Source organism: Microvirga sp. 2MCAF35 (assembly GCF_052115545.1).
Classification (GTDB): Bacteria; Pseudomonadota; Alphaproteobacteria; order Rhizobiales; family Beijerinckiaceae; genus Microvirga.
In genome coordinates, this window is record NZ_JBFRGW010000001.1 from 1 (window position 1) to 12,158 (window position 12,158).

The 12,158-nt window shown below is 63.7% G+C and carries 12 protein-coding genes; 7 read left to right on the forward strand and 5 right to left on the reverse strand.

From position 1 onward, the window contains the following. A partial coding sequence (locus AB4097_RS00005) for an amidohydrolase family protein (RefSeq protein WP_442035978.1) occupies nucleotides 1-501 on the forward strand: 501 nt, incomplete at its 5' end. A gap of 12 nt (nucleotides 502-513) precedes the next feature. Next, the gene (locus AB4097_RS00010) at nucleotides 514-1,581 is read left to right on the forward strand and encodes a Gfo/Idh/MocA family oxidoreductase (RefSeq protein ID WP_442035980.1); all 1,068 of its coding nucleotides are present in this window, start codon (nucleotides 514-516) and stop codon (nucleotides 1,579-1,581) included. A gap of 177 nt (nucleotides 1,582-1,758) precedes the next feature. Here AB4097_RS00010 and AB4097_RS00015 read toward each other — a convergent pair whose 3' ends face one another. From AB4097_RS00015 to AB4097_RS00035, 5 genes are all read right to left on the reverse strand, one after another. After that, entirely contained in the window at nucleotides 1,759-2,457 is a 699-nt protein-coding gene (locus AB4097_RS00015) for a hypothetical protein (RefSeq protein ID WP_442035982.1), read from the reverse strand. 433 nt (nucleotides 2,458-2,890) lie between these two features. Then, nucleotides 2,891-3,322 carry a GNAT family N-acetyltransferase gene (locus AB4097_RS00020; protein WP_442036380.1) on the reverse strand — a complete coding sequence of 144 codons (432 nt, stop codon included), beginning with the start codon at nucleotides 3,320-3,322 and terminating at the stop codon, nucleotides 2,891-2,893. Nucleotides 3,323-3,324: 2 nt separating this feature from the next. Beyond that, complete coding sequence (locus tag AB4097_RS00025) at nucleotides 3,325-4,149, reverse strand: ABC transporter permease (RefSeq protein WP_442035984.1); 825 nt, start codon at nucleotides 4,147-4,149, stop codon at nucleotides 3,325-3,327. 3 nt (nucleotides 4,150-4,152) lie between these two features. Beyond that, nucleotides 4,153-5,100 (reverse strand): ABC transporter permease, encoded by a 948-nt coding sequence (locus AB4097_RS00030; RefSeq protein WP_442035986.1) that lies wholly within the window; start codon nucleotides 5,098-5,100, stop codon nucleotides 4,153-4,155. A 68-nt stretch (nucleotides 5,101-5,168) separates the two neighbouring features. After that, on the reverse strand, nucleotides 5,169-6,668 hold the full coding sequence (locus AB4097_RS00035; protein WP_442035988.1) for an ABC transporter substrate-binding protein: 1,500 nt from the start codon (nucleotides 6,666-6,668) through the stop codon (nucleotides 5,169-5,171). 142 nt (nucleotides 6,669-6,810) lie between these two features. On the opposite strand from AB4097_RS00035, the gene AB4097_RS00040 reads away from it, so the two are divergent. The 5 genes from AB4097_RS00040 (at nucleotide 6,811) to AB4097_RS00060 (ending at nucleotide 12,076) form a co-directional block, all read left to right on the forward strand. Next, the gene (locus tag AB4097_RS00040) at nucleotides 6,811-7,908 is read left to right on the forward strand and encodes an anhydro-N-acetylmuramic acid kinase (RefSeq protein ID WP_442035990.1); all 1,098 of its coding nucleotides are present in this window, start codon (nucleotides 6,811-6,813) and stop codon (nucleotides 7,906-7,908) included. A gap of 7 nt (nucleotides 7,909-7,915) precedes the next feature. Next, a complete protein-coding gene (locus AB4097_RS00045; protein WP_442035992.1) occupies nucleotides 7,916-8,941 on the forward strand; it encodes a serine hydrolase domain-containing protein in 1,026 nt (341 codons plus the stop codon). A gap of 103 nt (nucleotides 8,942-9,044) precedes the next feature. After that, nucleotides 9,045-9,935 (forward strand): N-acetylmuramic acid 6-phosphate etherase, encoded by an 891-nt coding sequence (locus AB4097_RS00050; RefSeq protein ID WP_442035994.1) that lies wholly within the window; start codon nucleotides 9,045-9,047, stop codon nucleotides 9,933-9,935. A gap of 41 nt (nucleotides 9,936-9,976) precedes the next feature. Next, a complete protein-coding gene (locus AB4097_RS00055) occupies nucleotides 9,977-10,885 on the forward strand; it encodes an N-acetylglucosamine kinase (RefSeq protein WP_442035996.1) in 909 nt (302 codons plus the stop codon). Nucleotides 10,886-11,173: 288 nt separating this feature from the next. Continuing rightward, nucleotides 11,174-12,076, forward strand: a complete 903-nt coding sequence (locus tag AB4097_RS00060; RefSeq protein WP_442035998.1) for a sugar kinase — start codon at nucleotides 11,174-11,176, stop codon at nucleotides 12,074-12,076. The last annotated feature ends 82 nt before the right edge of the window (nucleotides 12,077-12,158 follow it).

The window sequence follows — 12,158 nt, forward strand, 5'->3', positions numbered from 1 at the left end:
ACGCATCTCTACAACGCGATGCCGCCGCTGGCCGGGCGCGATCCGGGCCCGGTGGGGGCGGCGCTCGACAGCCCGGAGACCTGGTGCGGCCTGATCGTCGACGGGCACCATGTGAGCGATGCGGCGCTGCGGATCGCGATTGCGGCCAAGGGCCCGGAGCGGATGATGCTGGTGACCGACGCCATGGCGGTGACCGGCACGGATCTCGCCGGCTTCGCCCTGCACGGGCGCAGGATCCACCGCCGGGACGGCCGGCTCACCACGGACGACGGCACGCTGGCGGGCTCGGATCTCGACATGGCGAGCGCCGTGCGCAATGCGGTGCACCGGCTCGGGCTCGGCCTGCCGGCCGTGCTGCGCATGGCCTCCCTGGTCCCGGCCCGGTTCCTCAAACTCGATCACGAACGCGGCCGCATCGCCCCCGGCTACCGCGCCGACCTCGTCCTCCTCGACGAAAGCCTGCACGTGCGCCACACTTGGATCGGGGGCAACAGCAACTGAACGGGGTTTTTCATGAGCGCACAAAAGGTTCTCGTGGTCGGGCTCGGGAACATGGGATTGTCCCATGCCCTCGCCTATAGCCGGATCGACGGCTACGAGATTGCGGGGCTCTGCACGCGCAACATCGACAACATGGAGCTTCCGGCCGCCTTGGGAGATGCTCCGCGCTTTTCCGATTTCGAGCAGGCTCTTGAGGCCACGAGGCCGGACGTGGTGTCGATCAACACCTGGTCCGACACGCATGCGCCCTACGCCATACGCGCCATGGAAGCGGGTGCGCATGTCTTCGTGGAGAAGCCTCTCGCCGACAATGTGGCGGATGCGGAGCGCGTGGTCGAGACGGCGATGCGCACCGGGCGAAAGCTCGTGATCGGCTATATCCTTCGTCACCATCCGTCGTGGATCAAATTCATCGAGATCGCCAGGACGCTCGGAGCGCCCCACGTGTTTCGCATGAACCTCAATCAGCAATCGAGCGGCGCCGCCTGGGACGCGCACAAGCGCCTGCTGCAATCCCTCTCGCCCATCGTCGATTGCGGCGTACATTACGTCGACGTGATGTGCCAGATCACGAAGGCGAAGCCCGTGCAGGTCCACGGCGTCGGCACGCGCCTGACGGGGGACATGCCGGACGGCATGTACAATTACGGCCATCTCCATGTGACCTTCGATGACGGCTCGGTTGGCTGGTACGAGGCCGGATGGGGCCCGATGATGAGCGAGACGGCCTATTTCGTGAAGGACGTGATCGGGCCGAAGGGAAGCGTGAGCATCGTCATGGCCGAAACGGTCGGCGAGATCCGCTCGGACGATATCAACGCCCACACCAAGACCAACCAGATCCTGCTGCATCACGCGGCTTTGAAGGACGATGGAACTTTCGCGAAGGCGGACGAGCGCATCAGCACCACGGATGAGCCGGACCATGACGCCCTGTGCGAGCGCGAGCAGCGCTTCCTCCTGCGGGCGATCCAGGAGGACCTGGATCTGACTGATCATATGAACGATGCCGTCCGGTCGCTCCGTATCGTGCTGGCCGCCGACGAAGCGGTGAGGACGGGGCGGGTTATCTCACTTTAAAGCGGTTTGGTTCTTGCAATATCCGACCCGGCTGCCAGCGATTTTCGCCATCGCATCGAAAGCATTTTCGGCGGAGTAGACCCGGTTGGTCTTCGGAAATGCAGCTCAGCAAAGATGAGAGCTGATTCCACGCCAGTGGAAGTAGCTTTATCACGCGAACAATCGACTCCGAGGATGCTAAATCTGTGAAGTGAGTACGGCAGGATTACCTCCGGAAAGGGCAGCCAACGGCTTTCCGGCTGCATCCTCCACGCGAGAGGACATCAGCGCGGGCTCGGAAGGCGTGACCGCCCGTGCAAAGATTTGCGTCGTCGCAATCGTAGCCGCCAAAACGACCATATAGATCAGCACGAGCGGCAGCGCCGGCAGGAAGTTGAATTGAGGGAATGCGCCAAGGACGAACGGCACATACCAAGACGTTCCGGAGATTGCACCGGATGTGAGCAGCAGGAAGCGCTGGCTTGGGCTTAAGCCATCGAACATCGGACGCCCGATGTGATCATGAATCAGCGGCAAAACGGTTCGGTGGATGAAAACTCCATTCAGGGTAAGGACGCCCACAACGACAAGCTTGGCCCAAACCTTCTGGTTCGACAGCTTGACGGGGTCAAAATAGCTGTAGAAGACGAGGAATCCCAACCCGGTTATCCAAAGAAGCAGCAAGCCAAAGGCAACGATTCTCGAAAACAGAAGAATAATGTCGTAGTGATCTTTGCTGATCTTATACGGAAGAACGAATCTGAATATGAAGATATCGAGCAATGTTGCCGTTCCCAGCCCAAAAACCAAGCCGATCAGATGACCGACTATCAGGCTGGACTTTAAGGTCGCCACTGGATCGACCATTATTCTGTCTAACAAAATATGTGGGAACATGAGTTCTCTCCACAGACTTTGGTAACGCAGGAAATTTATCTAGTTTAATCGATTTTGCCTTCAAAGATGGCGAAAAGGTGAAAATAACAAATGCTCAGAGAGAATAATTTAACATAGATCTATATAAAATTGGCTAACACTTTATACACTTACTATTAGGTCGTTCTCCAGGCCTTCGATTCTTGAACCAGCCATGTTAGAAGCTACTTATGTCCGACCTCCAAGAAGATCTATTCTTTCATCAATCGGCCTATCGTCCGTATTCTAGGCGGCAACTTCGGGTCGTGAAATGGACCGCGTCAGCCTGACAGTGGATCAGCCCTGTTGGATGCTTGCCGGATTGGCAGGTAAACTTTTGAAATGGTTGGCTTGGAGGCATCCGAATTCCGGTCGAGAACCTTATAACCAAGGCAAGGCCGCGCCGGCCGAGCCTTCAGTCTTTGGCATAAAGCACGAAGTGGCGGCATCGCCCTGCGAACTCACGTTCGTACTCCCGTCCGATCCGCCAGCCATGCCGCTCGTAGAACCGGCGCGCTGCGTGATTGTCGTGAAAGCATTCCAGGCTCTTCGCACCTTGCGCTTCGGCCTCGCGGAGCAGGAGCGCACCGCCGCCTTTGCCGCTCGCATCGGGATCCATGAACAGCATGTCGATATGTCCATCGGTCATGAGCAGGAAGCCTATCGGACTGCCGCTCGAGAGCGCGACCAGCATGCGCTGCCATGAGGCGGTGAACCGCTCGGCAAAGTATGCGGCGTCCCGACCCGCGAGCACGTCCTGCTCCAGGATATCCGCGAAGGCTGACCGATAGGATCGCTCGGCGATGGCCGCCAGGGCCGGAATGTCTTCGGCCTCGGCGGAGCGCACGATCAAGATTGGCCCCGCAGGCGCGGATCGAGCGTGTCGCGCAAGGCATCGCCCAGGAGATTGAACCCGAAGGACAGGAACAGGATAGCGAAACCGGCGAAGATCGCGCTCCACGGCGAGAGCATGAGGAAGTTGCGGCCTTCAGACAGCATCAGGCCCAGCGACGGCGTCGGCGGTTGCGTGCCGAGGCCGAGGAACGAGAGCGAGGCTTCGACCAGGATGGCGGCGGAGAGCAGCAGGCTCGTCTGCACCAGGATGACCGAAGCGAGATTCGGCAGGATGTGCAGGAAGATGATGCGCGCGTCCGAGGCGCCGATGGCCTTCGCGCCCGCCACGTATTCGCTTTCGCACAGGACGAGCGCCGGTCCGCGCAGGAGACGGGCGAAGATCGGCGTATAGACGACCGCGATGGCCGCGGCCGCGCTGTAGGTGTGGGGCCCGAGGACGGCGATGATGCCGATGGCGAGCAGCATCACAGGGAAGGCGAAGAGCACGTCCATGATGCGCATGATGACGCGGTCGAGCCAGCCGCGGTAATAGGCGGCAACGAGGCCGAGCGCACCACCGACCAGCAGCGCTATGCCGACTGCGATGAGGCATGCGATGAGCGACGTGCGATAGCCGTAGAGGATGCGCGTCAGCACGTCCCGTCCGAGCTGATCCGTGCCGAACCAGTTGAGCCAGGATGGCGGGCGCAGGCGCCGTGCGACGCTTTGCGCCATGGGGTCGTAGGGCGCAAAGAGCGGCGCCCCGATGGCGAGGATGAGCTGGAGCGCCACCAGGATGACGGCGAAGGCGAGAAGCTTGTTCTTGGCCAGTTGCTTCACGACTCAGGCCCTCACGCGCGGGTCGACCACGATGTAGAGGAAGTCGACGAGAAAGTTCACGAACACGAAGCCTGCCGTCACCACCAGGATGGTGGCCTGGATCAACGGATAATTGCGCTCGGCGATGGCGCCGAGGATCAGGCGGCCGAGTCCCGGAATGGCGAAGACCTGCTCGACCACGATGGCGCCGCCGAGCAGATAGCCGGTCATGATGCCGACGCTGGTGAGAAACGGGATCAGCGCATTCCGCAGGGCGTGCTTGTAGACGACGCGCCGCTCCGGCAGCCCCTTGGCCCGGGCCGTGCGCACATAATCCTGCCCCAACGCGTCGAGCATGGCCGAGCGCACGAGGCGCGAGAGATTGGCGAGGATCGGCAGCGCCAGGGCGAAGGCGGGCAGCACCATGCGCTGGAGATTGCCGACGGGATCTTCCGAGAAGGGCACGTAGCCGAGCGAAGCGAAGCCCGGCGCCCAGCTGGAGAGAAGCAGGATCAGCACAATGCCGAGCCAGAAGGACGGGATCGTCAGGCCCGCGATGGCGGAAACCCGCATGGCCACATCGGCCGCGCCGCCGCGCGTCTGCGCCATCAGGCAGCCGACCGGCACGGCGAGAACCGCCCCAACGAGGAGCGACAGGAAGGTGAGCTCCAGCGTCGGCCACAGGTGCAGGAGGATTTCGGTCGAAACCGGTCGGCCCGTCCAGAGCGAGGTGCCGAAATCGCCACGAAGCGCCGAACCGGCCCAGAGCAGGTATTGCTCGATGATCGGACGGTCGAGCCCGACACGGCGGTTGAGCTCCGCCATGCGCTCGGGGGTGATCTCCGTGTTCGCGCCGAGCATGATCGCCACCGCATCGCCGGGGATCATCCGGATCATCAGGAACACGATGATCGACACACCGAAGAGAACGATGACGAGATCGATGAGGCGTGCGAGCAGGACGCGGTTCATACGGACGGGCTCTCTTCAAACAAAGATCCCGGCGCCGCGCAGGCGGCGCCGGGATGATGGCGGATGGATCAGTAGGATGCGTTGCGCAGCACCAGGAGCGAGCGGTTCGGCATCGTCTCGAAGCCCTGCAGCTTGCTGTTCATGGCCGAGAACAGGGTGCCGTAGGTCAGGTGCGCCACCGGGCCCGAGCAGGCGAGCTTCTGCTGCACCTTGTCGTAGGCGGCTTTGCGCGCGGCCTGATCCTGCAGGGTGCGCGCCTGGTCGAGCAGCCCGTCGATCTCAGCGTCCGAATACTTGAACACGTTGGTCGAGCCGCCCGTGCGGAACGTGCGATAGAAGTAATCGTCCGGATCGGGCTGGCCGGCATTAATCGAGGCGAACAGGTCGAAGTTGCTGTTGCGCCAATCCTGGATGAACTGGCCCTGCTCCTGGTTCACGAGCTCGACCTTGAAGCCCGCCTTGTTCAGCTGCTCCTGCACCACCTGGGCGATGTCCTTAATGTCCTGGCGCGGCAGGACCTTCATGGTGACGGAAACCGGCGTGGCGACGCCCGCTTCCTTCAACAGCGCCTGCGCCTTCGCAGGGTCCGGCTTGTAGCAGGCGAACTTGCTCACATCGAGCGCCCAGTTCTTCAGGGCCGGCGACAGCGGGCCGCCGGGGACGCCGGCGCCGAAGAGGGCCGCGTCGACGATTTCCTGGCGGTTGATGGCGTAGTTCACGGCCTCGCGCACCTTCGGATTGTCGAAGGGCGGCTTCGACACGTTCATGCCGATGAGCGTGTAGGCGAGATCCATGGTCTCGGAGAGCTTCACGTTCGGCTTGCCCTTGAGCTGCAGGGCCGTGGCCGCGTCGATGTTGGGCAGGAGCGCGTATTGGCCGTTGGTCAGGCCGACCTGGCGGGTCGCCGATTCGGGCACGATGTTGAACTTGAGGCCTGCGAGCTTCGGCATGCCCTTGTCCCAATAGGCCTCGTTCTTCGTGAGAAGGATGAAGCCGTTGGGCTGCCATTCCTGGAACTTGAACGGGCCGGTGCCGACGGGCGCCTTCTGCAGGGCGTCCTTGTTCGCCTCCATGCTGCCCGGCACGATAGCGATGGTGGCGAGCGAGCTCAGGAGCGCGGCTGACGGCTCCTTCAGCTTCAGCTCCACAGTCGTGGGATCGACCGCGTTGGCGCTCTCAATCGCCGAGAGGCGGCTCGCGAGCGGCGAGGCGATGTCCTTGCTCAGCACGCGGTTGAGCGAAGCGACCACGTCCTTGGCCTCCATGGCGGAGCCGTCATGGAATTTCACGCCCTGGCGCAGCTTGAAGGTATAGCCCTTGCCGTCCGGCGCGGCGGTCCAGGATTCGGCCAGACCCGGGACGATCTTCAGGTCCTTGTCGACGGCCGTGAGGCCCTCGTAGATGTTGCCGTTCACCACCATGAAGCTCGGAAAAGCCGTGATGAGATGCGGATCGAGGCCCGTGGGGCCGTTATCCGCTCCGATCTCCAGAACCTGAGCCGAGGCGGAGGCCATCGCCGCCACCATGAAACCTGCACCGATTGCGCTGCGCAGTGCTGACCTGACCATGCGTCTTTTCTCCCTTGGAAGCCGCCGGGGATTTATAGGCCATCGGCGGGAGCCTGTCATGGTCCAATCTCATACCACTCTGGACCAGTTCAGCGCCTGTGCTATGGTTTTGCCGCAAGATCGAACCACTTCGGAGCATCAGATGTCGCAACGTCCCCTCGTCAAAGCCATCGGCGTGATCAGCGGCACGTCCATGGACGGCATCGACGTGTCCATCGTGGAGACGGACGGCGACACCGTCGTGAATCCGGGGCCGGGGCGGACCTTCTCCTATCCGGAGGATCTGAGAAAAACCCTCCAGGCGCTCATTGCGCAGCCGGAGCGGGCGCAGAGCGAGCCGCTGGAGGATCTCGAACGGGCGGTGACGGACGCGCATATCGCGGCGATCCGGCGCTTCATGACGGAAGCCGGCGTTCCCGCCGGCGACGTAAGCCTGATCGGCTTCCACGGCCAGACTGTCTACCACCGGCCGGAGGTCCGCTTCACGCGGCAGCTCGGCCTCGGCGATCGGGTGGCGGCGGCGCTCGGCATCGACACCGTGTATCGCTTCCGCCATGCGGACGTGGCCTCGGGCGGCGAAGGCGCGCCGTTCGTGCCGCTCTATCACTGGGCCCTGGCGAGCGAACTTGCGCAACCTCTCATGATCCTCAACCTCGGCGGCGTCGGGAACGTGACCTATATCGACCGCGATACGGTGATCGCCTTCGACACCGGCCCGGCGAGCGCTCTGCTCGACGATTTCATCCTGCGCCGCCGGGGCCTGAGCTTCGACGAGAACGGGCAGCTCGCGGCCTCCGGCAAGGCGGATGCGAAGCTCGTCATGGAGTTCATGCTCAATCCCTTCTTCGACCGCCCTGCCCCGAAATCCCTCGACCGTCAGGATTTCCATGCCCGCGCGAAGGGCGTGGAAACCCTGTCCGATGCGGATGGCGCCGCGACCTTGGCGGAGTTCACGATCCAGTCCGTCATCGCCTCCCTGCGCCACGTTCCGTGTGCGCCGCAGCGCTGGCTCGTCACCGGCGGCGGGCGGCGCAATGCGCATTTCATGACGTGCCTGCACGCGGAACTGGGCGTGCCCGTCGATCCGGTCGAGGCCGTGGGCTGGGACGGCGATTTCCTCGAGGCGCAGGCCTTCGGCTATCTGGCAGTACGCTCCACACTCGGCCTGCCGCTCAGCCTTCCCACGACGACTGGCGTGCCGCATCCGATGCCCGGCGGTGAACTGAATCGGGCAGCGTGAACCGGCCATGTCCCTGACGACCCTGATCGAACGGGCTTTCGCGCCCGCTGCCGCCTCCGTTCGCGACGGCAGGATTCCCGGCGCCGTGCTCGGCATCGTTACGGCCGAAGGCGAGCGGGCCATGCAATGGGCAGGATACGCGCAGATCGAGCCGGAACGCGAAAATGTTTCCCGTGGAACATGGTTCGACCTCGCCTCCCTGACCAAAGTGATCTTCACGACGACACGCATTCTGCAATTGGTGGAAGCGGGCCGGATTTCGCTCGATGATCCTCTCGTGACGGTCATCCCGGATCTGCGCCAATACGACATGAACGCGGCGGAGCGGCGGCTCACCTTCCGCCAATGTCTCGCGCACCAGACGCATCTGCCGGCCGTCGAACCGCTCTACACCTACGGCCAGGACCCGAACACCCTGCGCGCCTTCATCCTGCAGCGCATCTGGCAAAGCGGGCCTCCCGTCTATTCCGACATCAATTTCATGCTGCTCGGGATCGCCATCGAGCGCATCACCGGACAGGCGCTCATCGATCAACCCTTGCCGGAACGGTTCTCGTTCCGGCCCGACCCGAAGCTTTGCGCCGCGACCGAGAAGGATACGTGGCGCGGGCGTGTCGTTCGCGGTGAGGTGCATGACGAGAATGCCTTCGCTCTCGGCGGCGCCTCGGGCCATGCGGGCCTGTTCGGCACCATCGACGGCTTGCTCGATTTCGCCCATTCACTTCTCGACGGCTCCGCCCTTTCGCCCGAATCCATCAAGGCCATCCGTACACGCGAATCAGAGAAGCGCACCATCGGTTGGGAGGGCTTCCATCCCGGCTGGCATGGCGGCGATTCCTGTTCGCCCGACAGTATCGGTCACACGGGCTTCACAGGCACCGGTCTATGGCTCGATTTCGAGCGCGGCCTCGCTTGGTCGCTGCTCACCAACCGCGTCCATCCGAGCCGTCACAAGGACAGCGGGATCCTGCAATTGCGCCGTGCAACGGGCGAGCAGGTGATCGCGTTATTTGATGGGAACTCGCGGCTTTAAGGATGCCGACAAAAAGTTGATCGCTGCCCCTATCCGGGTCCGCGCGGGCCGTTGTGAAGATTCGTCAACTGGTCCTATATTGGTCTGGAAGAAAGTTGGCACAATGGCGACAGAACATTTCAGCACCCGCTACCAGGATCTCGATACCTGGCCGAGCCTCGACGTCCTTTCGGCTTTCTACGAAGGCCAGCTCGCGGCGGTGGCCGCCGTCCGGCCCTCCCTCCCGGCCATCGCGGCCGCGGCGGAAGAGGCGGTGAAGCGCCTGCGTCGGGGCGGGCGTCTCGTCTATGCGGGGGCCGGCACCTCGGGCCGCATCGGCGTCCAGGACGGAACGGAGCTGCCCCCGACCTTCAACTGGCCCGACGACCGGGTGGTCTATCTCATCGCCGGCGGCACGGGCGCCATCATGCAGGCGGTCGAAAACGCCGAGGATTCGGTCGAGGAAGGCATCGCGGGAATCCGCAACAACAATATCGGCCCGGACGATGTGGTGATCGGCGTCGCGGCCAGCGGCCGCACGCCCTTCACCATCGCGGCCCTGAAGGAAGCCGCTTCGCGCGGCGCGCAGACCATCGGCATCTCCAACAATCCCGACACGCCCCTTCTGGATGCCTGCTCGCACCCGATTCTCGCCGATACGGGCGAGGAGGTGGTCGCCGGCTCGACCCGCATGAAGGCGGGCACGGCCCAGAAGATCATCCTCAACCTCCTGTCCACCCTGATCATGGTCCGGATGGACCGGGTCTATCGCGGCCTCATGGTCAACATGCGCGCGACGAACGCCAAGCTGCGGCGGCGCAGCGAGATCATGGTCGCGCAGATCACCGATTGCGACGACGCCACCGCCATCGAGGCGATCCGGCAATCGGACGGCGACCTGAAGACCGCCGTTCTCATCGCGCTCGGGGCAAGCCCGGCTGAAGCGCGCGGCGCGCTCGAGCGAAACGGTGGCAATCTGCGCAAAGCCCTGGCAGACTTCACCAGGACTGCATAAGGGCCGGCCGGTCAGCCGGCTGAAACAAGAGGCGACGGGTCATGGGGCTGGGGCTTGGCATCGACGCGGGCGGTACCGCTACGCGCTGGCGGCTGGCGGATATGAGCGGGCAATGCATGGCTCAAGGCTCCGTCGCTCCCCTGACCGGCCACCTCTTCTCCGCCGCCGCCGAAGAGCGCGCCCGGCAGATCGTCCTCGACATGGCCCAGGCGGTGATGAAGCAGGGCCGCCCTCTCGGCATCATCGCGGGCATCACGGGGCTGACCCGCGACACCCCCGCCGAGGCCACCATGCGGGCCCTGTTCGCGGAAACCTTCGAGCTCGCGCCCGACAAGGTCTTCGTCGCGGAGGACATGTGGATCGCCTACCTGTCCTATTTCGCCCTCGGCGAAGGCATCCTGGTCTATAGCGGCACCGGCTCCATCGGCTATTACCTGTCGGACAACAAGGAGGTCATCCGGGTCGGCGGGCGCGGCAACCTGATCGACGACGGCGGCTCAGGCTTCTGGATCGCCCGCGAGGCCCTCAAGGCCGTGCTGCGCGCCGAGGAGGAAAGCCCCGGAGCGGGGTGGACGACCGTTCTCGGCACCTGCCTCGCCAAGGCGCTCGGCGGCCAGGACTGGAACATCGTCCGATCCTTCGTCTATGGCGGCGACCGCGGCAAGATCGGCTCCCTCGCCCGCGCCGTGGGCGAAGCGGCCCAGGCCGGCGACGGGACCGCCCTGGCGATCCTGAAAGATGCGGGCGAGGAATTGGCCCGTCTCGCCAATGCGCTGATCAAGCGCCTCGGCCCCCGGCCCGTGGCCCTGGTGGGCGGCTCGGCGCGCCTCCACCCGGTCCTGTCCGACGCCTTCCGGAAGCAGCTGGTGGCCCCAGTCGAGTTCATCGCCACCGACCTGGACGCGGCGCTCACGGCGGCCCGGCTGGCGGCCACGCTCAACAAGGTGTGATGGCTGTTAAGGGCTGCCCCCTTTCGCTTTATTCTTTAAGGAATAACACCCTCTGCCGTCATGGCCGGCCTTGTGCTGGCCATCCCGATAAGGAAAAGCGTCGCGTTTCTCCAATCGAGATCACCGGCACAAGGCCGGTGATGACAAGGAAGGGCGAGCCTCTCACCCCTTTACAGTCCGTCACGCAAGCCTGCCTCGCCCAGCCCACTAGCCCGGAAGAGCTTGCCTAATCGGCCCTGCTCGTCCAAGACTTCCGGCATCGTATCCAGATCCGAGACGATTTCAGCGATGCATGCTCTCTTCGTGGGCCAGACCTATATCGACGTGACCTTCCTGGCGGACGAGCTTCCGACGGGGGACGAGAAAACCGTGGCGCGGGATTATGCGATCTCATTCGGCGGCAATGCGGTCACGGCCGCCTTCGCGTGCGCCAAGCTCGGAATCGCGCCCGACCTGCTGACCTCCATCGCCGATGACTGGCTCGGCCGGATGTTCATCGACATGGCGGCGAAGTACGGCATCTCGGTCCACCACCGGAAGGTCCACGAATCGTCCCTGTCCTTCATCATGCCCCGGGGCGGCAAGCGCGCCATCGTCCGTTGCCGCGACGACCATTACCTGCATCCGGTGCCGCCGCTGAACCTCCAGGGCTGCAAGGCCCTGCACCTCGACGGCCACCAGGCGGACGCCGCCATGCACTACGCCAAGATCTGCCGCGAATCCGGCATCCTCACCTCGCTCGACGGCGGCGGCCTGCGCTCCAACACCCATGAGCTCCTCGAATTCATCGATGTGGCCATCGTGGCCGAACGTCTCTGCGAACAGATGGATCTCAGCCCGTCCGGGATGCTGGACTACCTCAAGAGCCGCGACTGCAAGATCGGCGGCGTGACCTTGGGCGAACGTGGCCTCGTCTGGTACGACGAGACCGGCCAGGAGAGCGTCCTGCCGGCCCTGAACGTTCCCGGCGAGGCGGTGGTGGACACCAACGGCGCGGGCGACATCTTCCATGGCGCCTATGTCTATTCCGCCATGGCCCGCCCCGACCTGCCCTGGCGCGAGCACTTCATCTTCGCCCGCGCGGCGTCGGCCCATGCGATCCAGCATCTCGGCAACGAGGCGAGCCTGCCGAGCATCGAGGATATCGGACAGGTGCAGGAGCGCTACGCCGAACGCAAGCTGGCGGCGTAAATCCTCTCTAAACATAGAGTTACCTTATCTTGGAAGACTCCTAGAATTTAAGCCCTTCAGTCACTGCATGACCGCAGATGAC